This window comes from Rhizobium sp. Root483D2, assembly GCF_001426685.1.
GTDB classification, from domain to species: domain Bacteria; phylum Pseudomonadota; class Alphaproteobacteria; order Rhizobiales; family Rhizobiaceae; genus Pararhizobium; species Pararhizobium qamdonense.
The window spans coordinates 327,387-352,933 of sequence record NZ_LMFB01000009.1 but is presented as its reverse complement, the minus strand read 5'-3'; the positions used below and the strand labels follow the sequence as shown (position 1 = coordinate 352,933).

Below are 25,547 nucleotides of genomic sequence, written 5' to 3'. Positions count from 1 at the left end.
TGCGGGAAAAACCCTTACTTGAACATGTCCTTGAACTGGGCAACGTTGTCCTTGGTCACGATCGTGACGGGGACATTGATGATCGGCTCGATGGTCTCGCCCTTCTTCAGCTTGACCAGCGCTTCGACGGCAGCCTTGCCTTCGCCGGCCGGATCCTGCTGAACGACCGCGGTGACCCAGCCTTCTTCGATGCCCTTGGCGGCCTGCGCCGTCAGGTCCCAACCGAAAATCTTGACGTCCTTCTGGCGGCCCTGGCTTTCGACGGCGGAGACGGCGCCGATCAGCTGCGGTTCGCCGGTGGCGTAGATCGTGGTCATGTCGGGATTGGCGGTCATCAGGTTTTCGGCTGCGCCCAGCGCGATATCCTGCTGGTTCTGGCCATCGACGGTATCAAGGAAGGTGACGGCCTGGCCGCCATCGGTGACAGCCTTCTTGAAGCCATCAAGACGCTGGTTCTGGATGAAGGAATTGAGCGCGCCGACAATGCCGGTCTTGGCCGTGCCGGACATATCGGACTTCACATAGTCGGAAAAGAACTTGCCGATGTCTTCGCCAGCCTTGGCATTGTCAACGCCGATGAAGGAGATGTTGTCACCATCCGGGATCTGCGCGTCGATGGCGATAACCGGGATGCCGGCGGTTTTTGCCGCCGTGATGGCGGGCTTCACGCCGTTGACATCGATGGCCACGAGAATGATGCCATCGACCTTCTGGGTGATATAGTTTTCGATCGCGTCGTTCTGTGCGGCCGGCACATTGTTGGCGTTGAAGATCACCAGCTTGGCACCGGCGGCATCCGCAGCCTTCTGGGCACCGTCATTGATCTGGTTGAAGAACAAGGCCTGCTGGTTGATGGTCACAAGCGCAAATGTATCTGCACTGGCGGAAGCGGCACCGAAAGCCAATGTCATGGCGGCGGCTGCGGTGCTGCGGATCAAAAATGTGGAAAGGCGCATTCGGGTTCCCCTTGTTTTCGGAAAGGCCCGTAGCCGGGCTCATCTCGCGCTTGAGCGCTGAGGTATAATTCAAGAGACTTGAATTTTTGTCAAGTCACTTGAATTGACTTTCCAGGGAGCGGGGAATGGTCAGAACGTGGCTGGCGTATTGACCCAGAAAATGCTGGCCCGCTCACGACCCGTATTGCGATAATGGTGCGGCAATTCGGAGTTGAAGACAAAGGCATCGCCGGTCGCCAGCATGAAGCTCTTGCCATCGACAATCAGCTCGATTTCACCGGCAAGGAGATAGCCGACCTCTTCTCCGGCATGCTGGATCGGGCCGGCGCTTTCGCCCTTTTCCTCGATATGGTGGATATTGCACTGAAGCAGATGTCCCGCCGAGTAGGGAATGATCCGCTCCAGCGAAATCCCCTCTCCGCGCCGCAAAGGATCAAGTGCAATCAGCGGCCGCGTTCCTGCACGAAAGATGATCCCCTCCTCCCCGTCGGATTCCTCAAACATCCAGCCTATATTGGTATCGAGCGCGCCCACCAGGCGGTGCAGCATCGGCAACGACGGCGACGCCTTGCCGTTCTCGATCTTTGACAACAGGCTTTCGGAGCAATTGGCCGCGTCTGAAAGGGCCTTCAGCGTCATACCCCTGGTCTGACGCGCAAGCCGCAGACGGATTCCCAAACGAAGTGGATTGGTAGTCTGGGCATCATCGATATGGTTCGCTATCGTCATATCACGCCTTTTTCCATGCGATTGTGCTTTCACTGTTGTGATTAGGAAGCGAGGATTTCCTTTTCAGAAATCCACGAATACCACCTCTCTTTCACAGCAATCAAGTCTCTTGAATGACCGCCGCCAAGACGATGTCGCCCGCCGTTTTTGTGAGACAGGAATGACGATAGCGGTTATGGGGCGTTTGCCAAAACAGGCGGGCACCGGTAGAAGCTCCACAAAAACCAAACGGAACGTCGCCTTGAAGACCATTGCCATCGATTTCGAAACCGCCAATGAGCAGCGCGGCAGTGCCTGCTCCGTCGGCCTGGCCTGGATCGAGGATGGACGTGTCGTGCGCATCGAGGAGCGGCTGATCCGTCCGAAGGGCATGCGCTTTTCATCCTTCAACATTGCCATTCACGGCATCCGGCCGGAGCATGTCGAGGACGCCGGTGAGTTTCCCGAAGTGATGGACGAGTTCGCCGACGATTTTCGTGGTGCAACCATGATCGCTCACAATGCCGCTTTCGATTTCAGCGTCTGGCGCGCCTGCAGTGATCTTTACCGGCAGGGTTACCCGGAACTCTCCTATCTTTGCTCGGTCAAGATGGCCCAGAAAGTCTGGCCCCATCTCGGGTCACATAAGCTGAATATTCTTGCCAGCCATCTCGGTCTAAGCTTCGTGCACCACAATGCAGCAGAGGATGCAGCTATTTGCGCGGAAGCGTCGATCGCCATTGCCCGGTCTTTGCGTCTATCGCATGTCCGCGATATCCCGCTGATGATCGGCATGAGGGCTGGGCGTCTGTTTTCGGGCGGCTATGATGCCTGCACCTGCCGCAAGACTTAAAGCCAAAGTAGAGTACCGCTTACGATATCGATCTCGAGCGATCGCGGGGGGGCCGTCGTTTGAACGCTCTCAGCGCTCGAACCGCGCGAGCATTGTCCGTAATTGTGCATTTTGCTGCTGAAGCTTGCGCGCCAACTGATGGCGAAGCAGCCCGATCTCAGCCTCGATACTTTGCACCTCATCGGAAAAACTGGGTACGCTTTCCGAATGCTGCGGAACGGCTTCGACGGTCTTGACGGCGGCGAATGCCTTGTTCCGTTTTTGCTTTCCCCCCGGCTTTTTAGTGGAAGCCGGGACTACCGGCGCGTCGCCAGTTGGACCTGCGGGCACAGCGCGTTTCCGGCCGGCTTTAGCGTGCACATTGTTTCCCGCTTCGGCGGATTCAGGCGTGATGATGGCGGTTTCGACCGTTTCGGCAGGTTGCGGCTTGGCTTCCGCCGGCCTCTCCAGAGGTTCTGGCGTGTTGCCCGCTTCATCCGAAATGGGCTCAGCGCTTTTCGCCTCTTCCGGCGTTACATCGCCGGTCGCACTCTCCTGCTTCTCGTCCCTATCCCGGCGCCTGCGCGTCAGTCGAGCAAGAAAATTCCAAGGTGACGCCATGTTGTTAGACCTCGCGTTCTACCTCGCATATGGGGTGCGAGCTTGAGCTCTGGCGGCAGAAAAGACCGCCGCCAAAGTGGATGTCATATCGGGTACAAAACCCTGCGGCCGCCGATCAACCGCGCTTCGTCTCAACCAAGGTTGAGCCGCTTCCGCAGGTCCGCATTTTCCGACCGGAGTTTCTCCGTCAGCAATTTGCGCAGACGCTGGTTTTCTTCCTCCAGCTGCAGAAGATCGGCGATATCATCAATAGCAGCAACCGGCGCTGCAGCGGCCGGAACACGCGCAGCCTTCGCAGCGCGTTTCACAGGCGCACTCTTGCCAGTGACTGCCGCCTCGCTCGACTTGGGTTTGCGTCCCCTTACCTGCTTGCCGCGCTTGGCGGCAGCGTCTGGTTCCGCAGCAGTTTCGACCGCAGCTGCCTCTGGAGCGGCCTTTTTGGCGCGCGGTTTGCGCTGCTTCTTCGGCGCATCGATTGACGCGACGACAGAGGTCGGTGCGTCATTGCTTATTGTCGAATTGGTTTCATCGGCCATGGTTGCCTCCTGTGTAGCCGTTGCAGTTGTCGGATGTGTGTTTGATTGTGTCAACAACGGCTCTTTCCAATTTACATTGGGCAAGGAGACTTCGCTTGCGGATGCTTGGTCTTTTACGTCCGGTCGCGGGAACGGCAAAGCCTCGTCCTCCACATCCCGCGCGACAGACTTGAGATCCATATTGCCCCAGATCGAGTTCGATTTTGGATCGGTTTTCTTCCGACCGGATTTGTACTCAATCACGAAACTGCGTTGAATCTTTTTCACCAAATGTAGCCTCGAAATTTCCGCAGTGATATTTTTAGGAAAATACGTCTGCAATCGCGATAAGTCCTGCAGATAACGGTGACCGCGATCGCGGTTCGTATCCACAGTGCTATCGATGTTTAGTGCCGTTGGCAATTGACGCCCGCCGTTGCCTCTCAGCAAAATCCGGATGCTGCCATCGGGCTATACGTTGCCTTCCCGCATCCGGACCAGCCGGAAAAATCGAAGTGGCAAAACGATGGCGCTCATTGAAAGACCCGCCGCAAAACCGATCCACACGCCGAGCGGTCCGACCGATGTATGAAAGGCCAGGAAATAGCCGAGAGGCAGCGCCAGCAGCCAGTAGGAGATGATCGACACGACCGACGGCCATTTGGTGTCGTTCAGTCCACGCAGGGCACCAAGCCCCGTCGATTGCAATCCATCCGCCACCTGCATCAGGGCGACCACGACAAACATGCTGGACGCCAGAGCGACCACCGGTGCGTCCTTGCTCAGCAATTCTGCTATCGAGCGGCCGGCAAAAATCAGCGCAACCATGGTCGCCAGCATCCACAGCGCGACAAAGCCGAAGGTTGCCATGCCGATCGGGCGGAGCCTTTCCGGCTGCCCCGAGCCATCGGCCTGCGCGATGCGGATAGCAACGGCAGTCGCCATTCCCAAAGGCAGCATATACAGCGTTGCGCCGATCGAGTTGACGATCTGGTTTGCCGCAAGTGCGCCTGCGCCAAACCAGCCGAGTATGAACGTCGCCATTGCCACCGCCCCCGCCTCGGCGAGATAGCTGATCCCCAAAGGCAGCCCTTGCAAAAACTGCTGCCAGACACCGTTGCGCGTGACCACCGCCCGCAGCCGGAAACGGCGCATCGCTATTGCCCTGCGCCAATAGAAAAACGCGGCGGCAAGAGCGATCGTCTCGGCCAGAACACTGGCAATGCCGGAGCCGAGAATGCCGAGAGCCGGGATGGGCCCGAGCCCGTAAATCAGCAGATAGTTCAGCGGCACGTTGATCGCGACGCCAAAGAAGGCGAACCCGACCGCAAGCCAAGGACTGTCCGTCGCGTCAAGAAGCGACTTGAGCACCAAGAAGACCGAAAAAGGCAGCATGAACAACGCCATTGGCACCCAGTAGAGCCGCGCCTGCGCCGCGTCCAATCCCATCAACCGCACGATCGGCATCAGCGACAGCATGATCGTTGCAGCCAGTACACCACATATCAGCGCCGTCATCATGCCATGCCGGACTGCGGAACTGACCATGCGGGCATCCCTCGCCCCGAAGCCACTGGCCATCGAGACACCGACCACCGATATTACCCCGTAGAGCATCGCTGTCAGCAGCATGTGAACCGCCATGACCAGCGATACGATCGCCAGAACATCGGTGCCAAGCGGCGCCAGCATGATCGTATCGGTCACGCCGATCAGTGAACTTGCCGACAGTCCCAAGACCAGCGGAATGGACAGTTTTATCAGTGACGGCAATTCGGCGATGATGCGGCCGATATGCCGTTTCGTTTCAAGCGGGGCCATAGCCTCTTACCAACCTCGGTGTGAACAATCGCGCGTCTGTAATCATCCTGTAATGAATGAAGCCAGAGCGAATCTGCACCATATTTCGTGCGGTCTCTTCACTAGCAGATGCTCAAATTTTTGCATCGCCGGATCGTAACGGGCCGAACGCTCGGCTTGCGAGACGCCCGTTCACGCCGGCTTACGAGGATTTGGAATGGGCAGGCGATGATGGCCTCGCTGGGAATTGCTTCAAGACATTGCCAGCCGGGCCAAGGTCACACTGTGTACCAAATTTGTACATGCCTGAACCCGCATACCCGCAATTTCCGCGCTATTTTACGTGCAATGAACGGTCGCTTATTCTGACGCCACTGTAAGAAACGGAAACACTTTGTGACTAAGTGCTTCCGAAATCAGCATTTTTCAACTTGCTGCGCGCGATCACATAACGGATATTGCTTCCAGTTAAGGAAGCGACCATGATTAGAATGATAGAAGACCCGGCTGAGCTTTCCGGTGAAGATATCACTGGAAAATATATTCTGCGCAGGCTGAACTATCACTGGTTTGCCTATGGCAAGGCCGGTATCGTGACCGCTTGCAAAGGGTCGATCTTGCACATTGACCGCGAGGAAACCGTCTATTCAGAGCGTTGGGGACGCCGCGCCTATAGCGGCAATGGAAAACGATATCCTGGCGGTGTCTGTCCCATTTCAGCGGTTGCCTGCGTTTGCGATACCGCCGACGACGTCAATGCCGTCATCCAGCTCGATGTCGAAGCGCAGGACGAATTCTACCAATTGATCGCCAAGGCGGACGCCAAGGTGCGGGCATTGGCATCGTCCTCGCAGGGCACGTTGTTTCTGGCTGCTGCGGAGTGAGCTTTTAGGAAAGCGACCGAACTCTGTCGCCGGCACGTTTGAACATGGGGCGACTTCCGTACTTCCTCTAAATTCGCGCCAGCTGTTGGAACAGCCGATCCCACCCTACGCAATTACCTTCATGCCTCATTGGCCCCGGCTACTGCGCCAGCTTCAGCAATAGCGTCACTGATCTCCTCGATACTGAGAACCCTGCCATTCGTCTTCCCCGCGAGGAAACCATGGAGTTCGCGAAACGAACCATTGTCCTGTACAGCGGTCAATTGCGCTCTGCCATCCGGAAGCAATTTCAGTTCCATTTCGCCACCAGGTTTAACACCGAGATGGCGGAGGACAGCTTCGCTCAACGTCACCTGACCGCGCGCCGTTACAGTGAGTATTGCCATAGCAGTGTCCTTTCCACGGCGCACGATACTCCATTCGTGCAGTGCATCCAACGCTGATGCCCGCTTATCTTCCCCAGCAATGCCGACCCTTTGACTAAGCAAGCCAGCCCGGCAGCCGGACAGGGACGCGGCCGGATACAGCGGCCTCCACGCAATCGGCAAGATTGCCGAAGCGGACGGCGCGGTTGCTGAGGCCGGGGCCGTAATGGGCGTATTTGCCGGAATTGGTGATGAGCGTGCGGGTGCCGGTCGGGAATACCGGTTCGCTGATCGAGCACCAGCAGAGATCCGGCACGATGCGCACGCCACTTTTTTCGAGCGCTTCGAGCGTGCCGTCAGCACGCGCGCCGGCGATGACCTGGTGCCCCGCAGTGACGATGACCGCGACGTCCGCGTGGCGATGACGCCCGGCAAGTGCGGCGGCAAGCGCCCGGCATTCGGTCAGCGAGGCATGGGGACTGCCGATGGCGACGAGTTCCACCTGCTCCGGTCCTGCGTTCAACCGCTTCCAGGCGCCGGCCATGTCCGCACGGGTGATGGTCTTTCGTTCAGCGCCCTCGATTGCTGCACCTTCGGCTTCAGGCGTTACGCCCTCGATGTGCAGCATCGGCGCTGCCGACGTGGTTCCGAAAGCGGCGCAGAGCGCCTTGAGATCATCTGCCGTGGGACTGGCGGAAGCAAGACCGCGCAAGAGCGGGATACGGTCCGGTGCGGCGTGACCAGCGAGATAGCCGATCAGCGGCCAGAAGGCGTCATCGACATTATCGGGCAAATCGACATTGATGATCGACTGTGCCCTGCGGTTTTCCGTCAGATAGACCCCCGATAGCGGCGCGCGTCCGGTGAGTGCAATACACAAGTCGAGAAAATCGGGATGTTTTGGCGTGCGGGCGCCGAGCACCGTATTGGCAAAAATCACCGCATTGGATTCCGCCCAGGCAATCGCTTCACCCGCCTGCGGCGCGCTGGCCAGAAGATAGGGAGAACAGGTGAAGGTCGGCCGGCAGCCCATGCGGACATAGGCATCGGCGAGCTTCGCGGCCGGATCGCCAAATGCGCTCGGCACGCCTTGTGTCCGCCAGTTGGCGTGATCGACCGAGATTGCATTCATGGTGGTGGGCACGCAAACCTTGGCGCCCATATCGGCCATTCTTTCGGCAAAAACCAGATTGGCGGGGCTGGCATAGATACAGCCGTCGATATGTCCCTGCGTCACATCCACCAGACGGTTTGCGCCCTGCTGCGCCGCCATGGCGCAGATGATCCGCATCGCCTGCTGGATGGCCTCCCCCTGCTCGCCGTCAAGCATCGCCCGATCAGTGCTGTTGAGATCGAGCGTCGCGAGCCGTGGCGGCATGATGGGAAGCGTCACACCACCGGCCTCGATCGAGGTCGCGGTGATCCGCGCGGTTTTGGCGCGCGACAAGGCGGCGAAACTTTCCGGAGCCAGGCGCAGAACGGGAAGCGGCTTGCCGAACATTTCGGCTGCAATGAGAGCACCAAGCGTCAGCACGTCTTCGGCTTCGCTGAACACAAGTGCTGCCGGCGCGCGGCCGGTCAGGATCAGATCGAGAAGCACGCCCGATCCCGTGCAGGACCCCCGGCTCGACGGCATCATCAGGATGCCGCCGGTCAGACAGACCCCGTGCAGGGGATGGTGCACGTCGATGATGCACCCGGTCTCCGGTGAAACCCCGCCCCAGAAACTCAAAGGCTCGGCCGAAGCGATGATCGGTCCCTCGGCATGGCCGCCAAGGATGCTGTAGGCGTGCGGCATATCGCTCATTTGACGACGAAACCGTGGGCAAACGGATCGCGGTCATCGATGAAGATGGTGTTGATCCCGGTCATCCGGGCCCAACCAGCGATCGACGGGATAATGGCATCGCAACCGGCAACCGTGGTGGCTGCCTCGACGCGGCCCTTGAACAGCGAACCGATGATCGACTCGTGGATGAATTCGTCGCCGACAGCAAGCTTGCCCTTGGCGGCGAGCTGCGCCATGCGCGCCGACGTGCCGGTGCCGCAGGGCGAGCGGTCGATCGCCTTGTCGCCGTAGAAGACGGCGTTACGGGCATGGGCAGTGGCATCGGTCGGCTTGCCCGTCCACTGGATGTGGCTCAAACCCCGGATCTCGGGATGTTCCGGATGTACGAATTCGTATTTTGCGTTCAGCGCGGCCCGCAGCTTGGGGCTCCAGCCGATGAGTTCACCTGCCGTATGATCGGCCATGTCGCGGAAGTTTTTCTGCGGCTCGACGATCGCGTAGAAATTGCCACCATAGGCAACATCAACGGCGATCTCGCCCAACCCTTCGACCTCGGCCGTCAGGCCTTCGGCAAAGAGAAAACCGGGCACGTTGGTCAGGCGAACCTCCTCGACGAAGCGGCCTTCCTGGCGATAGGTGATATCCACCTTACCGGCCGGCGCGTCGATCGACAGCTTACCGGGTTCGCGCGGCATGATCAGGCCGTTCTCGATCGCCATCGTGATGGTGCCGATGGTGCCATGACCGCACATCGGCAGGCAGCCTGATGTCTCGATGAAGAGAACCGCAACGTCACAGTCCGGCCGCGTCGGCGGATAGAGGATGGAGCCAGACATCATGTCATGCCCGCGCGGCTCAAACATCAGGCCGGTGCGGATCCAGTCGAATTCCCGCAGGAAATGGGCGCGCTTCTCCAGCATATTGGCGCCTTCGAGGCGCGGCCCGCCGCCGGAAACGAGGCGGACCGGGTTTCCGCAGGTATGCCCGTCAAGGCAGGAGAAGGTGTAGGTGGCCATGGGGAAGGACCTTTGTCAGAAGCGTTGAGGCGAAAGAGAAGCAATGTCGATGGGCGGTGTTTTACCAGTCAACAGATCGGCAACCAACCGGGCAGTACCAGCCGACTGCGTCAGGCCGAGATGGCCGTGGCCGAAAGCATAGATGACCCGTGGTGTCGCCTTGGCGCGGCCGATGGCTGGCAGGCTGTCGGGCAGCGAGGGGCGAAACCCGAACCACTGCGTGCCGCCCTGCGTCTTCAGTCCGGGCAGGAAATCCCTGGCCTTTTTCAGCATGGCTTCCGCGCGGCGGAAATTCGGTGGCAATTCCAGCCCGCCGAGTTCGACGGCGCCGCCAACGCGAATGCCCGTCGAAAGCCGTGTGACGACAAAACCGTGGCCGTCAAAAGTAACCTGCGTGCGCAGGTCGAACGCGTCAGCCGGCAGTGTCGTGTTGTAGCCACGCTCGGTTTCCAGCGGAATGCGCTCGCCAAGGCTGCGCGCGATGCGGTGGGAAAATGCGCCGGCAGATAGCACGGCCTGCAATCCGCGGCGGATGCCGCCACCTTCGCTCAGAACCTCGACCCCGCCCTCGACCGGCCGCAGCGCCGTGACATTGGTGCGCTCCAAAACGCCGCCCTGGCTTCGGAAATAATCCGCCAGCGCCAGCGTGTAGAGTTTCGGATCGGCGATCGAGTACCAGCCCGGTGTGAAGGTTCCATGGGTGAAGCGCGCATCGATCCCCGGCTGGATGCCAGCCATGGCGGACGCGTCCATATGCTGGAATTCGATGCCATGCGCTTCGCGGACCTTCCATCCGGGCAAAGAGGCATTCAGCTCTGCCTGGCTTTCATAGACCTGCAGATTGCCGTCCTTGCGCAGCATCGGAAACGTGCCCGTGCGCTGCAGGAAGGGTTCAAGCTCGGCCTTCGAAAGGTCCATCAACGCGGTTTGCACGGTCGTGGATTTTTCCACCTGCTGGGGCGAGCAGGCCCGCCAGAAGCGGAACATCCAGGGGGCGATCTTGAACGCGTAGGCCGGTGGGACCGAAAGTGGCCCGAGCGGATCCAGCAGCCATTTCGGCGCTTTTTTCAAAATACCGGGCGAGGCAAGCGGCAGAATATCGGTGAAGGCAAAGGCCCCTGCATTGCCGGCCGATGCGCCGGCGGCCGGGCCTTCACGGTCCAAGACCAGAACCGTCATTCCGCGCGCCTGGGCGGCAATCGCCGCCGAGAGCCCGACGACGCCGGCACCGATGACAATGACGTCGGGATGCGCCATTAGCGGACGCTCGCCAAGAACGCCTGGGTATCGGGATGCTGCGGCGCCCCGAACAGCTGGTCCGGCGTGCCGATTTCGGCCATGACACCATGATGGAAGAAGGCCACCCGGTCGGACACGTCACGGGCAAACGCCATTTCATGGGTAACGCAGATCATCGTCATGCCCTCTTCCGCGAGCATTTTCAGCGTATCGAGCACCTCTCCAACCAGCATCGGGTCAAGCGCCGAGGTGACTTCATCAAACAGCATATATTCCGGCGACATGGCCAGCGCCCGCGCGATTGCCATGCGCTGCTGCTGCCCGCCCGACATGCGGTTGGGATAGACCGACAGCTTTTCGGCCAAGCCGACATGGGTCAGCTGCCTGACGGCGATCTCCTCGGCCTTTTCCTTGGCAAGGCCCAGCACCTTTCGTGGCGCGAGCATAACGTTTTCCAGAACTGTCAGATGCGGAAATGCATTCCATTGCTGGAAGACGATGCCGACCTTGCGGCGCAGCTTGTTGAGATCGGTCTGCTTGCCGTGGACATCGGTGCCGTCGATGGTGATCTGACCCGCGTTGATCGGCTCAAGCCCGTTGATACAGGTCAACAGTGTCGATTTTCCCGATCCGGAACCGCCGATGATGGTGACCACCTCGCCTTTGTTGACGGTGAGGTTGATCCCCTTCAAAACCTCCAGCGTGCTGAAGGATTTGCGAACGTCTTTAATTTCAATCATTGGGGGACCACCGTCTTTCGAGATACCCGCCAAGCCGGGCGATGGGGAAGCTGATGACGAAGTAGATGACGCCGCAGATCATGAGAATGAACAGCGGCTCCTGCAGGCGCGTCACGAGAATTTGCGAGGCGCGCAACAGCTCAATAAGGCCGAGCCAAAGCACGAGCGCTGAATCCTTCATGACGCCTAGTGTAAGGCCGATCCAGGCCGGCAGCGAAACGCGCGTGGCCAGAGGTGCCACAATATAGCGCATGTCCTGCCACCATGTCATGCCGAGCGAGCGGGCAGCCCGACGTGTCGTCGCCGGCACCGCTCCGATGCCGCCACGGATGATTTCCGAACAATAGGCTGCGGTATAGAGCGACAGCACCACGCAGGATGTGGTGAACGGCGCCCAGCCCAGCTTGGCGATCGATTGCAGCGCGTTGCCGAGAACCAGCTGGATCAACAGCGGCACGGAGCGGAACACGTCGAGCACGAAGGTCAGCGGCGCCGACCAGATGGCACCGAGTTGAACGCGAAGGACACCGAAGATAATGCCAAGCAGGGTGCCGGCCGTCACAGACACAGCCGTAACCGCCAGCGTCATGGCTGCGCCCTGCGCGAGAAACGCCAGGTCATTCCAGGTGAGTGCAGTATCAAACATCTCTCACCTCTCTCAATATTTGAACATGCGAGCGGCAAGCAGCCGGGCAGCGAGCGTCACGAGTTTTGCAATGATGTAGTAGATCACTGCGGCAAGCGCGAAGAATTCGAAGGTGCGGAACGACCGCGCGTTGAGCTCCTGCGTAATCCCGGCAAGGTCGGTGTTCATGCCGACGGTCACGCCAAGCGACGTCATCAGGATCGCCCAGACCATCTGATTGGTGGCCGGCAGGAAGGCGACGCGCAACATTTGCGGCAGGACGATCAGCCGGAACGCCTGAAACGGTGTCATGCCCAGCGAACGGCCGGCGCGGGCCTGCGTATCGGGAATGGCCTTGAGCGCACCACGGAAATTTTCCGCCAGATAACCGGCATTGTTGAACGCAATTCCGATCAGGAGAGCCATATAGGGGCTGAGATGAATGCCGAAATTGCCAAGCCCGAAATGCGCCATGTAGATCTGGAACAGGGCGGGCGTATTGCGCGCGATTTCAACCCAGGTCGTGGCGAATCCCCGCAGGATGCGGCTGCTTGACAGGCGAAATGCGGTAAGCGTCAGAGCAAATGCCACCCCGAGAACCATCGATAGAAGCGCGATCTGCAGGGTGACCAAAGCGCCATCCAGCATCTGCGGCAGGGCTTTCAGCGCCTGGTTCCAGTGAAATGTGTAGTTCAACATCGGCGTTTCATCTCCTGAAGAAGGACAGCGGCGCGGAGATTATCCGCGCCGCGAGCGAAACGATTGTGATTAGCGGTAGACGCCGTTGACCGCGAGGTTCGGAACCTCGCCGCCTACCCACTTCTCATACAGCTCCGCATAGCGGCCGGTGCGAACCTGCTGGTTGATGAAGAGGTTGAGGAAATTGATCAGGCCATATTCCTCGCGGTTGGTGAACAGCGACACATAGTCGATATCGAACGGCGCCTTGCCGACGACAGCAATGCCAGGGAACTTGCCGGTCTTGACGTTGGCCTGCGCCACGGTCGAGGTGGACACTGTAGCATCGAGCTGGCCCTGGCTCAGCGCCAGGAACACGTCGGCCTGCGTCTGGTACGGACGGAATTCGCCAGTGCCCCAGGCCTTGACCTGTTCTTCCAGTGCAATGGCTTCGTAAGTGCCGGCTGTCGCACCGACGACCTTGCCCTTCATGTCTTCAAAAGACTTGATGCCCGATTTCTCGTTGGCGGTCACGGCCATTTCAAAGGCGAAGTAAGGGATGGTCATGCCAACGGTCTTGGCACGCTCCAGCGTATCGGAGGTGGATGCAACACCAACATCGACGCGGCCCGACATCAAGGCAGGAATACGCTCGGGGAATGGGGTCTCTACGATTTCGGCGGTGACGCCGAGGGCCTTGGCCAGATCGTTGCAATAATCGACGTCGAAGCCGATCGCATTATTGCTTTCGTCCCGCGATCCCATCGGCGGGAAGTCCAGCACAACGGCGCAACGCAATGTGCCCGAGCCAATAATGTCGTCCAGCTTGTCGGCATGTGCCTGACTGGTCAGAGCGGTTGCGGCCAGGAGGCTGAACGCGAAGACTGAAAGTTTCATCTTAATCTCTCTCCCTAGATTGATGTGCCGATCTGCGGCAGGCGCACTATTTCGATTCCCATCGCGCAAATCAATCACAAAATACAAAGAGTATACAAAAAGTACACAAATATTCGTATTTGCTGATATCCGCGCAACAATCGTCAACGCAACGCCTGCCTCACGGCATGATTAGGAAAGCAGGTCCTTCGGCAGCAAGGCGTCGGGCAAGTTCTGATAGGAGACCGGACGCAGGAAACGGCGGATCGACATGGTGCCGACGCTGGTTGCCCCAAAATTGGTGGAGGCCGGATAAGGACCGCCATGCACCATGGAATCGACGACCTCGACCCCTGTCGGAAAGCCATTGACCAGAATGCGGCCTGCCTTGCGCTCCAAGAGCGGGCGCAGGCGCTTTGCGATTTCGATATCGGCCTCGTCCATGTGCAAGGTCACCGTCAACTGCCCTTCGATCGACCGGGCGATATCTTCCATTTCCGTCTGCGAATTCACCCGCACCAGAAGACCGAGCGGGCCAAAGACCTCTTCGCTCAAGGCATGATCGGAAAGGAACCGTTCGCCCGTCGTTTCGAACAGATTGGGGGATGCGGCGCGGCCGGTCGATTGTATGTTCAGCAGCGGCTTGACGGTGTTGCGCGACGCAAAGCGTGCCTCTCCATCCTGGTAGGCCTTGGCGATGCCGTCCGTCAGCATGGTCTGCGGCGCAACCTTGCCCAAAGCTTCGACGGCCGATGCCGCAAAGCGGTCGGCATCGGCACCGTCAATCACGACGGCAACGCCGGGATTGGTGCAGAACTGCCCGGCACCCATGGCGAGCGAACCGGCCCAGCCCTGGCCTAGCGTCTCGGCTCGCTCGGCAAGTGCGGCCGGCAATAGGAACATCGGATTGACCGAGCCGAGTTCGCCGAAGAAAGGAATCGGCTCGGGGCGCGCAGCGCAAAGATCAAACAGCGCCCGGCCGCCGGCCTGCGACCCTGTAAAGCCGACTGCCTTGATCCGCGGATGCTGTACCAGCGCATGACCGACATCCCGGTTGCCGCCCTGGATCAGAGAGAAGACACCCGGATGAACGCCGGTGCTGCGAATGGCTGCTTCGATGGCCTGCGCGATGATTTCGCCGGTGCCGGGATGGGCAGAATGTCCCTTGACCACGACCGGGCAACCGGCCGCCAGCGCAGCCGCCGTGTCGCCACCTGCCGTCGAGAAAGCCAGTGGGAAATTCGAGGCGCCAAACACCGCGACCGGGCCGACGGGCCGCTGCATCAGGCGGATTTCTGGGCGCGGCGCCGGCTGGCGATCCGGCAAAGCCGCGTCGAAGCGGCGGTCGAGATAATCGCCATTTTCGATATGGCTGGCAAACAGCCGGAGCTGGCCGGTCGTGCGGCCGCGTTCGCCGATCAGGCGGGCTTCCGGCAGGCCGGTCTCCTGGCTGCCGATTTCGGTGATCGCGTCAGCGCGTATGTCGATCTCGTCGGCGATGGCGCGCAGGAACGCGGCACGCGTGCTGCGATCGGTTTCGCCAAAACTCCAGAACGCATTCTCGGCAGCTTCGCAAGCGCGATCGACCAGCTGTGCGGTTCCGACGGCGAATTGATGAACCGGGCCTTTGGCTGGCGACGAGGCGAAGGTGCCGTCACCATCCAGCCATTCGCCGGCGACAAGGTGTTTTCCGCTGGGGATGAAGGGCATGGGCAGATCCTTTTGTTTCAAACAGGCGCAAAGGGCGCATATGCTGCGCCGGATTATGTTTGGAAAATTTGTATACTTTTTGTATGCAATATATCAACCCGTTTGGATGTTATGGCTGCTAAAAAGGAGGAATACACATGAGCGACACTCTAACCCTGACGATCGCTGATCTGGAGGAACGCGTAAAAGCCATCTTCACCAAGGCCGGATTGAGCGCGCTTCAGGCCGCAGCCGTCACCCGCGTCATCGTTGCTGCCGAGCGCGACGCCTGCAAATCCCACGGCATCTATCGCATCGAGGGTGCCTTGCGCACCGTCAAGGCCGGCAAGGTCAATCCTGCCGCCAAGCCCGAACTTCTGCCGCAACAGCGATCCGCCGTCGTCAAGGTTGATGCGAAGGGCGGCTTTGCCAATGCGGCCTTCGAACTTGGGCTTCCTGTCCTGGCCGAGCGCGCCCGCTCCAGCGGCATTGCCGCCCTTGCCATCAATGACTGCACGCATTTCTCCGCACTCTGGCCGGAGGCAGAAGCGCTGACGGAGCTTGGGCTTGCCGGTATCGTCATGTGCCCCAGCTATGCCACGGTTGCACCAAGCGGCGGAACCAAACCGCTGCTCGGCACGAATCCGCTTGCCTTCGGCTGGCCCCGCACCGGAAAACCACCCTACGTGTTCGACTTCGCAACGTCGGTTGCAGCGCGCGGCGAGATCGAACTGCACAGACGCGCCGGAAAAACTCTGCCGGAAGGCTGGGCGATCGACGCCGACGGGCAGCCGACCACCGATCCGGAAGCAGCCCTTGCAGGTGCGATGCTGCCCTTCGGCGAACACAAGGGCTCGGCCATCTCCACGATGATCGAACTTTTGGCCGGGATCATGATCGGCGACCTGACGAGCCCCGAAGTGCTGGATGCGCTCGGGTCCACCGCGCTTGCGCCGGCTCATGGCGAGCTGATCATCGCCTTTTCCCCGGAAGGTTTTGGCGCGGATCGTCCAGGCAACCCCTTTGCCCGCGCCGAAATCCTGTTCGAGGCCATGGTCGGCCAGGGCGCCCGCCTGCCCTCGCAACGCCGCTATGCCGCCCGCGCAAAATCGCAGGCCGGCGGTATTGTCCTGACGGCTTCGGAGGTGGCACAGCTCGACCGTCTGAACGCACTCGGACTGGATGCGGTCTAACACCGTCGCGGCACCGGCCAGCGCCTTCGATCGCAAGGCACCACATATGCAAAGGCCCTCCGATTGGAGGGCCTTTGTCACTTCAGGAGAGCTAAAGCTCAGCCCTTGTACGTCTGGACAGCGCCTTCCAGCTTGCTCCATTCGGCATACCAGCCATTGAAGAGCTTGAACTGCGCTTCGACATAGCCCCGCTGGCTGTCGGTCAGCGCGTCGGATGCGTTGAAGTGGAGCGCATATTCCTTGTCGCCGTTCATCACCATCATGTGCTTGAAGTAGAGGACCAGGTCTGGGCCTTCATCGAAGGAAGACAGGACGGCAAGCGCCTGTTCCAGTTCCAGCGCGCGAAGGCGCGCATCCGCGTCACCTTCGGCGGCAGCCTGCGACAGGTTGCACAGATGGATGACTTCCTTGGGCAGAACATTGCCGATACCGGTGATGGCGCCGGTCGCACCGCAATTGACGAAGCCGTGGAAAACGGCGGTATCAACGCCAATCATCAGCGAAACGCCGTCCTGGCTGGTGATGTGCTCGGCCGCATAGCGCATATCGGCAGGGCCGCCGAATTCCTTGAAACCGACAAGGTTTTTGTGTTCGGCGCGCAGCGCGAAGAACAAGTCGGCGCGGGTGGCGAAACCATAATACGGGCTGTTGTAGATGACGGCCGGAAGATCCGGCGCTGCAGCGAGGATCGCCTTGAAATGGGCTTTCTGAGCGACGACGGAAGAGCCGCGCGACAGAACCCGCGGAATAACCATCAGGCCCTGCGCGCCAACGGCCTGCGCATGGGCTGCATGTTCGACAGCCACCGCGCTGTTGACGGCACCGGTGCCGACGATCACGGGCACGCCGGCCTTGACCAGGCGCTCGACGCCTTCCATGCGCTGCGCATCGGTCAGAAGCGGCCAGTCACCCATCGAGCCGCAATAGACAACGGCCGACATTCCCTGGGCAATCAACTCTTGTCCCTTGCGCACGAGGGCGTCGAAGTCCGGAGTGCGGTCTTCTTTGCAAGGGGTCATCAGCGCGGGGATCACGCCTGAAAAGATTTTGGCCGTCATAACAAACTCCTTTTGACCTTGCCGGACAGGCAGAGAACGGCGCGCACCTTTGCTGCCCAATCCTGCCTCTGGAGCCATATTGCACGTTGTATATTATTTGTCGACAAGAATTTCATCGTCACAGGGCCATGTCGAGCCTGTCTTCACGGGCGAACAATTTCTGGATCTGATGCACGATCTGCTCCGCGTGCAACCTGGCCAGCCGGTCGGCCTCTTCGACGTCGCGGTTGGCGATGACGGCAATGATATCGTCGTGCTCTTCGACGAAGCGCTGCGGCAGCCGGTCGTCATACGACTGGTAGTAAAGCCGGAGCATGCGCCGTCCCTCATCCAGCAGGCGGTTGAATAGGCCAGTGAAGTAGGGATTGCGGCCGGCTTCGGCGATGGCGGAATGGAAGGCCGCATTGGTGGCGATCATCGCCAGCGCATCCTGCGCCTGAACGGCGGCTGCAAATTCGGCCTGATGAGCGCGAATAACCTTCAGGTCTTCCGGCCGGTGATATTGCGCAGCCAGCTTGGTGGTAACGCGGTACATCAACACAAGCGCATCGAAGAATGTGTGCATATTGAGAAAGTCGATATTCGCCACCATCGTCGAACGATTGGGCAATGTATCGATCAGTCCCTCGCCCGCCAGCCGCACAAGCGCTTCGCGAATGGGCGTGCGCGACATCTTGAAGCGTTCGGCGAGTTGTACCTCGTCGATCGGGCTGCCAGGCGGCAAAACAAGGTCGAGAATCTCGTCGCGCAAGAGGTCGTAAACCATCTTGACGCCGGAGCCGCGCTTTCGTTCGGGAATGGGGCTGGTGTCGATATCTGTCATGTCATAATCCTTTGTCGACAAAAGGAATACTTTTACCTGCCAACGGGATCAACCACTTCCGCAGCTTGGCGGATAAAAGCCGGTAATAATCTTGGTGACGTTGCGCTTTTGAGTATCAGGTTGGCACCCTAGCCTGCCGCCAGCTGATATTCGGCGCAGTCGCCGGGCAAATCTGTGTACCCATAAGGAGAGGACTATGCGCAGCAGCAAGGTAATCCACATCGTTTCATGCCACGCCGAAGGCGAAGTGGGCGACGTGATCGTGGGCGGTGTCGCACCGCCTCCCGGCAAGACGTTGTGGGAACAGCGTCGGTTCATCGCCGAGGATCAGACGCTGCGCAATTTCGTCCTCAACGAACCCCGCGGCGGCGTGTTCCGCCATATCAACCTTCTGGTGCCGCCCAAGGATCCGCGCGCGACCATGGGCTTCATCATCATGGAGCCGGAAGACACGCCCCCCATGTCGGGGTCCAATTCGATCTGCGTATCGACCGTTCTGCTCGATACCGGCATCGTGCCGATGCAGGAGCCGGAAACCAGGATGGTGCTGGAAGCGCCGGGCGGCCTGGTCGATGTTGTAGCACTTTGCCGCAACGGCAAGGCGGAACGCATCACCGTCACCAACGTCCCCTCCTTCGCCGCAAGGCTCGATGCCAAACTGGAGGTGGAGGGGTTGGGCACGCTGACTGTCGATACGGCCTATGGAGGCGACAGCTTCGTCATTGCGGACGCCCGTTCGCTCGGCTTTTCGGTCACGCCGGACGAGGCCCGCGAACTTGCCGAGACCGGTATCCGCATCACCCGCGCCGCCAACGAACAGCTCGGCTTCTCCCATCCGGAAAACCCGGAATGGAGCCATATCTCTTTTTGCCAGCTAACTCTGCCGGTCGAAGAACGCGAGGGCATTCTGCATGGGAGAAACACGGTGGTGATCCAGCCGGCCAAGCTTGACCGTTCACCAACGGGAACCGGTTGTTCGGCGCGCTTGGCCGTGCTGCACGCCCGTGGCCAGATCAAACTCGGACAGAAATTTCGCGGCGAATCGATCATCGGCTCGCATTTCGATTGCCAGATTGTCGCTGAAACGACCGTCGGCGGACAAGCCGCCATCATCCCTGAAATCTCCGGCCGCGCCTGGGTGACCGGCACCCATCAGGTCATGCTTGACCCCACTGATCCCTGGCCATCAGGATACCGTCTGGCGGATACGTGGCCGCGCAAGCAATAACGCCTGTCCCATAAATCAAGGACCCTGAAGCGCTTCACACAGCCCGGAAAAATCGCGAAGCGCTTTGAGTTTTCAAGCACCGGCACACTCGGAAATCCGGGTGTGCTGGTGCTTGCGCAATTCCCGCCAAGATCGCGTCACGGCCTTGTGCGGGACGGCACGAAGGCCGCAAAACCAATCATCTCGAATTCAACTTATCGATTATCGACCCGGACCACGGTGTAGGCGCGGGGATCGCGAAAGCGTGCCTTCGAACCTGCGGCGTAGCCAAAGCCTACAAACGTCAGGCCATCGCAGAATATGTCAATTATCATAGTTGACATATGTCGATTGCTGGCTGATATTTGTCAAATTGGCAGGGAGGAGCGCTGCCAAGGGTTCGGGAGGAACGCCATGCAGCCGCTTTTGAAAGTGGAAGGGCTTACGAAGTCGTTCGGCGGCGTCGCAGCACTTCGCGACGGCAGCTTCGAGCTTGAAAGCGGCTCGGTGCATGCGCTCTGCGGCGGCAACGGTGCCGGCAAATCGACGTTTCTTTCCATCCTGATGGGTATTCACAAGCGCGACGGCGGCAAGATCTGGCGGCGCGGTGTGCAGGTGGAGTTCAACAGCCCGGCCGAGGCGCTTGCCTCCGGCATTGCCATCATCGAGCAGGAATTGAGCCCGGTTCCACATATGACCGTGGCGGAAAACATCTATCTCGGCCGCGAGCCTTCGGCCCGTTTCGGCGGTATCGATTTCAAGACGATGAACCGGAACGCACAGGCGCTGCTCGACCGGCTGGAATTTCATATCCGCGCCAATCAATACATGATGAACCTGTCCGTGGCGCAGATGCAGCTGGTAGAGATCGCCAAGGCGCTTAGCCACGATGCCGAAGTGATCTTCATGGACGAGCCGACATCGGCGATTGGCGAGAAAGAAGCTCAACAGCTGTTTTCCGCGATCGCGCGGCTTAAGGCCGAGCGCAAGGGCGTCGTCTATGTTTCGCATCGCCTGTCGGAAATATTCCAGATCGCTGACAGCTACACGGTGTTTCGCGATGGTTCGCATGTCGGAAGTGGCGCGCTTGCCGATATCGACCGGCGGGGACTGATCCGCCTGATCGTCGGCCGCGAACTGGGCGAGGAATATATCAAGACCAACGAACCGACTGATGTGACTGGGTTTGCGGTTGAAGGACTTTCGGCGCCCGGCAAGATCGAGGACATTTCTTTTTCCGTCCGCAAGGGCGAGATTTTCGGCATTTACGGCCTGATGGGATCGGGGCGGACGGAAATATTCAATTGTCTCTTCGGTCTCGACACGTCGTCCAAGGGCGACGTGCATCTGGATGGTCAGCTCATTTCGGTATCGACACCGGCCAACGCGATGAAACAGGGCATCGCCTTTGTGACGGAAGATCGCAAGGTCACCGGGCTCAATCTCTCCGACAGTGTGCGCAACAATATCTGCCTTGCCAGCCTGCCGGAAATGAGCCCGGCTTTCACCATGCGCAAGCGTGAGGAACAGGCGGCCAGCCGCGAGATGATTGCGCATTTCGGGATCAAGGCTGCGCGCGACACCATGCCGGTCTCCGGTCTTTCCGGCGGCAATCAGCAGAAGGTGGTGCTGGGCAAATGGTTTTTGCGCAAGCCCAAGGTTCTGCTTTTGGACGAACCCACACGCGGCGTCGATGTCGGCGCCAAGCGCGAAATCTACCGGATCATCTGCGACTTTGCGGCCGCGGGCGGCACGGTGGTGATGATCTCGTCGGAAATTGATGAAGTTCTCGGCATGTCCGACCGCATCCTGGTGATGCGTGGCGGCCGTTCTGTGGGGATCTACGCCCGGGAGGAGACGGACGGCCAGTCGCTTGTGCACCTGTCCACCTGACAGGCCGTTCATCAGCTGATGGTTCGCACAATCGTCTCGACGCTTCCGTCCGGCATTCGAAAGAGGTACAAACGTGTCCAGCATCGACAACAAACCGGCCAATAGCTGGCTTAATTCCGACAGGCGCCGCCTGATCATTCAGGAATACGGCATCTTCCTCGCCTTCCTGCTGCTCGCCGTCATTCTTTCGCTGTCGAACGAATATTTCCTGACGCCGGGCAATATTTCCAACGTGCTCTTGCAGACCTCGATCAATGGTGTCCTGGCGATCGGCATGACCTTCGTGATCCTGACGCGCGGCATCGACCTTTCGGTCGGCTCGGTCGTGGCGCTCGCCGGTATCGTCAGTGCCAGCTTCGCAACGACATCGGCGACGGCCGGCATTGCCGGCGGCCCCTATCCCTTCTATGTCGCTCTGACGATCGGCATCCTTGTCGGGCTTGCCTGCGGCGCCCTTGTCGGCCTGATCGTCTCGCGCTTTGCCGTTCCGGCTTTCGTCGCAACGCTCGGCATGCTGTCTGCGGCGCGCGGCATGACGCTGATCTATGGCGGCGGCAAACCCGTTCCGGCGCTGACGTCCGAATTCCGCTGGCTCGGCACCGGCAATATCCTGGGCATTCCAATGCCGGTGATCCTGCTCGCCATCGTCTTTGCGATCTCCTGGTGGGTTCTCACCCGTACGCGCTATGGCCGCTATATCTATGCGGTCGGCGGCAACCCGCATGCGGCCAAGACCTCCGGCATCAACGTGACCCGCATGAAGTTCTCGGTCTACATGATCTCGGGCAGCCTGTCTGGCCTCGCCGGCATGATGCTTTCCGCCCGCACGGGGTCCGCTCTGCCACAGGCCGGCATCGCCTATGAACTGGATGCGATTGCCGCCGTCGTGATCGGAGGAACCAGTCTTTCGGGCGGTGTCGGCCGCGTCACCGGTACGCTCATCGGCGCGCTGATCATCGGCGTGATGAACAACGGCCTCGATCTCATGGGTATCCAGTCCTATTACCAGCAGGTTTTGAAGGGCGCGCTGATCGTCGGCGCCGTCATGCTCGATCAGAAACGCAATCACGGTCTGTAAACCAAGCCTTTCGGGTGCCCGCACCCGTCATCGAAACGGCGCGCCATGATGGCTGCCGGAATGCTCAACGGAGGAGAAAGAAATGAAGAAACTGCTTATTGCACTTGCCGCAACGACAGCCATCCTGGTGTCGCCCGCTGCTGCCCAGGACAAGAAACTGAAGATCGGCGCGGCTCCCTACGGTCTCAATGCCGAGTTCATGCAGATCTGGTCGGCAGCGCTCGAACAGCACCCGGCCGTCAAGAGCGGCGAGATCGAACTCACCGTCTTTGACGGCCGCTACGACGCCCTGGTCCAGCAGGAACAGTTCAATACGATGATCACCCAGAAATTTGACGCGATCATCTTCGTCCCGATCGACATCGAGGCCGGCGCTACCGCCGTTCAGGCAGCCCATGACGCGGGCATTCCTGTCGTCGGCTCGAACACCCGCGTCAACTCGGACCTCTTGACCTCCTATGTCGGCTCGGACGACACGATCTCCGGCTACATGGAAGCCAAAACCGTGCTCGATAAAATCGGTTGCAAGGGCAATGTTGTCATCCTCGAAGGACCGATCGGCCAGTCCGCGCAGATTTCCCGCCTTGAGGGCAACAAGAAGGCGCTGGCCGAATGCCCGGATGTGAAAATCCTTGAGGACCAGACGGCAAACTGGTCACGCGCAGAAGCCCAGACCCTGATGGAAAACTGGCTGACATCGCATTCCGGCCAGATCAATGGCGTCATCGGCCAGAACGACGAGATGGCGCTCGGCGCGATCGAGGCGATCAAGTCGGCAGGCCTGAAGACCGAGGATTTCGCCATCGCCGGCATTGACGGCATCACGGACGCTCTGACCGCCGTCAAGAACGGCACGATGACGTCGATCCTGCAGGATGCCAGCGCCCAGGCGCAAGGCGCGCTCGACCTTGCGATCTTCCATGCAAAGAAAGGCGACTACAAGCCGGAATCGTCCATCTGGACACAGTATCCTGACATGCCGTTCAAGGACGGCAAGGAAAAGGAATACAATGTTCCGTGGACGCCGGTAACCAGTGAGAATGTCGACAAGCTTCTGGAAGCACGGAAGTAAGAGATACAGCAGGGCGGCCGTTCCGTTTGACAGTTTATCCAGGGTGGCCGCCCCGCCCATTTCACAATCGAGGTTTGATGATATGACCGACACTGTCCCGCAGATCGACCTGAACTTTCCCTTGACCGGCAAGGTGGCGCTGGTCACCGGTGGCGCATCCGGCATCGGTGCCGCCGTAACCGCCGCCTTCGCCTCAAAGGGCGCAAGGGTTGCCGTGCTCGACATCAATGCGGATGCCGCAGCCGCGCAGGCGGCGCGCCTTGGCGGCGGGGCACAACCGTTCGTTTGCAATGTCGCCGATCCGGCTTCGGTACATGCGGCGGTCGCCGATGTGCTGGCCGCGTTCGGCAGTATCGACATTGCGGTCAACAGTGCCGGCGTCGTCTTTCTCGCCCCGGCCGAGGATCTCTCGCTGGATCACTGGGACAAGACCATCGACATCAACCTCAAGGGCACCTTTCTCGTAACGCAGGCTGTTGGCCGCGCCATGATTGCCGCCGGCAAGGGTGGAAAGATCGTCAATCTCGCATCGCAGGCCGGCACCGTGGCCATCGAAGAGCATGTCGCCTATTGCGCCGCCAAGTTCGGCGTCATCGGCCTGTCGAAGACCTTTGCGGCCGAATGGGGCAAACACGGCATTACCGTCAACACGCTGTCGCCGACCATCGTCCTGACCGAACTCGGCAAGAAGGCATGGGCCGGCGAAAAGGGCGAAGCTGCCCGCAAGCGCATCCCCACCGGCCGTTTTGCCTATCCGGAAGAAATCGCCGCCGCCGCCGTTTTCCTGGTTTCGGCCGGAGCCGACATGATCAATGGAGCCGATCTTTTGATCGACGGCGGTTACACGATCCTTTGACGCAAGGACGACCATAAGACAGGAGCTACCATGCAAAGATTTATCAACAATCCGGACGAAGTGGTCGAAGATACCGTCAAGGGTTTCGTCAAGGCCCATTCCGATCTCGTGCGCCTCGCCGACAATCCGCGGGTGATCGTGTCGCGCCATGCGCCGGTGCCGGGCAAGGTCGGCGTTGTCACCGGTGGCGGATCCGGCCATGAGCCGGCTTTCATCGGCTATACCGGCCGTAACATGCTCGATGCTGTTGCGGTAGGCGAGCTGTTTTCATCACCGACGGCCAAGAGCTTTTACGACGCCATGCGCGAGGCCGATGGTGGCAAGGGCGTAGTCTGCCTGTACGGCAACTACGCCGGCGACAATATGAACGTCAAAATGGCCACCAGACTGGCGGCCAAGGACGGTATCGAGATTGCCACTGTCGTTGCCAATGACGATGTCTGCTCCGCACCGCCGGAAGAACGCCATAAGCGCCGCGGCGTCGCAGGCGAAATCCTGATGTGGAAGGTCGGCGGTGCAAAAGCAGCCGGCGGCGCAAGTCTTGAAGAGGTGCGGGCGACCGCACAGAAGGCCATCGACAATTGCCGCTCGATCGGCGTCGGCCTGGGTCCGTGCACGCTCCCAGCGGTCGGACATCCGAATTTCCAGATCGCGCCGGGCACGATGGAGGTGGGCATCGGCCACCATGGCGAACCCGGCGTCCGTGTCGAACCCTTGAAGACCGCAGAGGCGGTCGCCAAGGATATGTGCAAGATCGTTCTCGATGACCACAACCTTGCCTCCGAAACGGAAGTCGTCGTCTTGGTTTCGGGCCTCGGCGCCACGCCGCTCAACGAGCTTTACATTCTTTACGATACGATCGAGCAGGAGATCGCCGCTCGGGGTCTGAACATCCACAAGACCTATATCGGCAACTATTTCACATCGCTCGAAATGGTCGGCGCGACGTTGACGGTGATGGCGCTCGACGACGAGTTGAAGACGCTCATCGATACCGAGGCGCACTGCGCCATCATAATTTGACGGGGGATTGC

25 protein-coding genes are annotated in these 25,547 nt (G+C 59.9%); 9 read left to right on the top strand and 16 right to left on the bottom strand.

The annotated features are described in order from the left end of the window. Nucleotides 1–14: 14 nt before the first annotated feature. Both ASD32_RS08225 and ASD32_RS08220 read right to left on the bottom strand, forming a co-directional pair. Complete coding sequence (locus tag ASD32_RS08225) at nt 15–956, bottom strand: substrate-binding domain-containing protein (RefSeq protein WP_060637515.1); 942 nt, start codon at nt 954–956, stop codon at nt 15–17. A 129-nt stretch (nt 957–1,085) separates the two neighbouring features. Beyond that, complete coding sequence (locus ASD32_RS08220; protein ID WP_060637514.1) at nt 1,086–1,685, bottom strand: cupin domain-containing protein; 600 nt, start codon at nt 1,683–1,685, stop codon at nt 1,086–1,088. A gap of 241 nt (nt 1,686–1,926) precedes the next feature. Between ASD32_RS08220 and ASD32_RS08215 the strand changes: the two genes are divergently transcribed. After that, nucleotides 1,927–2,517, top strand: coding sequence for a 3'-5' exonuclease (locus ASD32_RS08215; protein WP_060637513.1), 591 nt, complete (start codon nt 1,927–1,929; stop codon nt 2,515–2,517). Nucleotides 2,518–2,586: 69 nt separating this feature from the next. Here ASD32_RS08215 and ASD32_RS08210 read toward each other — a convergent pair whose 3' ends face one another. From ASD32_RS08210 to ASD32_RS08200, 3 genes are all read right to left on the bottom strand, one after another. Further along, nucleotides 2,587–3,117: a hypothetical protein gene (locus ASD32_RS08210; RefSeq protein WP_060637512.1), complete on the bottom strand. Its 531-nt coding sequence runs from the start codon at nt 3,115–3,117 to the stop codon at nt 2,587–2,589. Nucleotides 3,118–3,248: 131 nt separating this feature from the next. After that, nucleotides 3,249–3,920, bottom strand: a complete 672-nt coding sequence (locus ASD32_RS08205) for a hypothetical protein (RefSeq protein WP_060637644.1) — start codon at nt 3,918–3,920, stop codon at nt 3,249–3,251. Between the two features lie 183 nt (nt 3,921–4,103). Continuing rightward, nucleotides 4,104–5,453: an MATE family efflux transporter gene (locus ASD32_RS08200; RefSeq protein WP_060637511.1), complete on the bottom strand. Its 1,350-nt coding sequence runs from the start codon at nt 5,451–5,453 to the stop codon at nt 4,104–4,106. 461 nt (nt 5,454–5,914) lie between these two features. Between ASD32_RS08200 and ASD32_RS08195 the strand changes: the two genes are divergently transcribed. Continuing rightward, nucleotides 5,915–6,316 (top strand): hypothetical protein, encoded by a 402-nt coding sequence (locus ASD32_RS08195; protein WP_060637510.1) that lies wholly within the window; start codon nt 5,915–5,917, stop codon nt 6,314–6,316. 119 nt (nt 6,317–6,435) lie between these two features. On the opposite strand, the gene ASD32_RS08190 is transcribed toward ASD32_RS08195, so the two are convergent. From ASD32_RS08190 to ASD32_RS08150, 9 genes are all read right to left on the bottom strand, one after another. Further along, nucleotides 6,436–6,702 carry a hypothetical protein gene (locus ASD32_RS08190; RefSeq protein WP_060637509.1) on the bottom strand — a complete coding sequence of 89 codons (267 nt, stop codon included), beginning with the start codon at nt 6,700–6,702 and terminating at the stop codon, nt 6,436–6,438. 94 nt (nt 6,703–6,796) lie between these two features. Next, nucleotides 6,797–8,488, bottom strand: a complete 1,692-nt coding sequence (locus ASD32_RS08185; protein WP_060637508.1) for an aconitase X — start codon at nt 8,486–8,488, stop codon at nt 6,797–6,799. Further along, nucleotides 8,485–9,486 carry a 4-hydroxyproline epimerase gene (locus ASD32_RS08180; protein WP_060637507.1) on the bottom strand — a complete coding sequence of 334 codons (1,002 nt, stop codon included), beginning with the start codon at nt 9,484–9,486 and terminating at the stop codon, nt 8,485–8,487. Before ASD32_RS08180 ends, ASD32_RS08185 begins: the two co-directional genes overlap by 4 nt. Before the next feature lie 15 nt (nt 9,487–9,501). Next, nucleotides 9,502–10,743: an FAD-binding oxidoreductase gene (locus tag ASD32_RS08175; RefSeq protein ID WP_060637506.1), complete on the bottom strand. Its 1,242-nt coding sequence runs from the start codon at nt 10,741–10,743 to the stop codon at nt 9,502–9,504. After that, nucleotides 10,743–11,465, bottom strand: coding sequence for an amino acid ABC transporter ATP-binding protein (locus ASD32_RS08170; protein WP_060637505.1), 723 nt, complete (start codon nt 11,463–11,465; stop codon nt 10,743–10,745). Before ASD32_RS08170 ends, ASD32_RS08175 begins: the two co-directional genes overlap by 1 nt. Further along, complete coding sequence (locus ASD32_RS08165; RefSeq protein ID WP_060637504.1) at nt 11,458–12,111, bottom strand: amino acid ABC transporter permease; 654 nt, start codon at nt 12,109–12,111, stop codon at nt 11,458–11,460. The genes ASD32_RS08170 and ASD32_RS08165 overlap by 8 nt, the downstream gene beginning before the upstream one ends. A gap of 12 nt (nt 12,112–12,123) precedes the next feature. Continuing rightward, the gene (locus ASD32_RS08160; protein ID WP_060637503.1) at nt 12,124–12,789 is read right to left on the bottom strand and encodes an amino acid ABC transporter permease; all 666 of its coding nucleotides are present in this window, start codon (nt 12,787–12,789) and stop codon (nt 12,124–12,126) included. 69 nt (nt 12,790–12,858) lie between these two features. Further along, nucleotides 12,859–13,665: a transporter substrate-binding domain-containing protein gene (locus tag ASD32_RS08155; protein ID WP_060637502.1), complete on the bottom strand. Its 807-nt coding sequence runs from the start codon at nt 13,663–13,665 to the stop codon at nt 12,859–12,861. A gap of 171 nt (nt 13,666–13,836) precedes the next feature. Next, on the bottom strand, nt 13,837–15,354 hold the full coding sequence (locus ASD32_RS08150) for an aldehyde dehydrogenase (NADP(+)) (protein ID WP_060637501.1): 1,518 nt from the start codon (nt 15,352–15,354) through the stop codon (nt 13,837–13,839). Nucleotides 15,355–15,491: 137 nt separating this feature from the next. On the opposite strand from ASD32_RS08150, the gene ASD32_RS08145 reads away from it, so the two are divergent. Then, on the top strand, nt 15,492–16,526 hold the full coding sequence (locus tag ASD32_RS08145) for an Ldh family oxidoreductase (RefSeq protein ID WP_060637500.1): 1,035 nt from the start codon (nt 15,492–15,494) through the stop codon (nt 16,524–16,526). 98 nt (nt 16,527–16,624) lie between these two features. Here the strand turns inward: ASD32_RS08145 and ASD32_RS08140 are convergent, their stop codons facing one another. Both ASD32_RS08140 and ASD32_RS08135 read right to left on the bottom strand, forming a co-directional pair. Beyond that, complete coding sequence (locus ASD32_RS08140) at nt 16,625–17,584, bottom strand: dihydrodipicolinate synthase family protein (protein WP_060637499.1); 960 nt, start codon at nt 17,582–17,584, stop codon at nt 16,625–16,627. A gap of 118 nt (nt 17,585–17,702) precedes the next feature. Continuing rightward, a complete protein-coding gene (locus ASD32_RS08135) occupies nt 17,703–18,407 on the bottom strand; it encodes a GntR family transcriptional regulator (protein WP_060637643.1) in 705 nt (234 codons plus the stop codon). A 196-nt stretch (nt 18,408–18,603) separates the two neighbouring features. Between ASD32_RS08135 and ASD32_RS08130 the strand changes: the two genes are divergently transcribed. The 6 genes from ASD32_RS08130 (at nt 18,604) to ASD32_RS08105 (ending at nt 25,536) form a co-directional block, all read left to right on the top strand. Then, nucleotides 18,604–19,635, top strand: a complete 1,032-nt coding sequence (locus ASD32_RS08130; protein WP_060637498.1) for a proline racemase family protein — start codon at nt 18,604–18,606, stop codon at nt 19,633–19,635. Nucleotides 19,636–20,028: 393 nt separating this feature from the next. Next, nucleotides 20,029–21,507 carry a sugar ABC transporter ATP-binding protein gene (locus ASD32_RS08125; protein ID WP_060637497.1) on the top strand — a complete coding sequence of 493 codons (1,479 nt, stop codon included), beginning with the start codon at nt 20,029–20,031 and terminating at the stop codon, nt 21,505–21,507. Nucleotides 21,508–21,580: 73 nt separating this feature from the next. After that, nucleotides 21,581–22,585 (top strand): sugar ABC transporter permease, encoded by a 1,005-nt coding sequence (locus tag ASD32_RS08120; protein WP_060637496.1) that lies wholly within the window; start codon nt 21,581–21,583, stop codon nt 22,583–22,585. Nucleotides 22,586–22,667: 82 nt separating this feature from the next. After that, nucleotides 22,668–23,657: a substrate-binding domain-containing protein gene (locus ASD32_RS08115; RefSeq protein WP_060637495.1), complete on the top strand. Its 990-nt coding sequence runs from the start codon at nt 22,668–22,670 to the stop codon at nt 23,655–23,657. A gap of 82 nt (nt 23,658–23,739) precedes the next feature. Next, nucleotides 23,740–24,513 carry an SDR family oxidoreductase gene (locus ASD32_RS08110; RefSeq protein ID WP_060637494.1) on the top strand — a complete coding sequence of 258 codons (774 nt, stop codon included), beginning with the start codon at nt 23,740–23,742 and terminating at the stop codon, nt 24,511–24,513. Between the two features lie 30 nt (nt 24,514–24,543). Then, a complete protein-coding gene (locus tag ASD32_RS08105; protein ID WP_060637493.1) occupies nt 24,544–25,536 on the top strand; it encodes a dihydroxyacetone kinase subunit DhaK in 993 nt (330 codons plus the stop codon). The last annotated feature ends 11 nt before the right edge of the window (nt 25,537–25,547 follow it).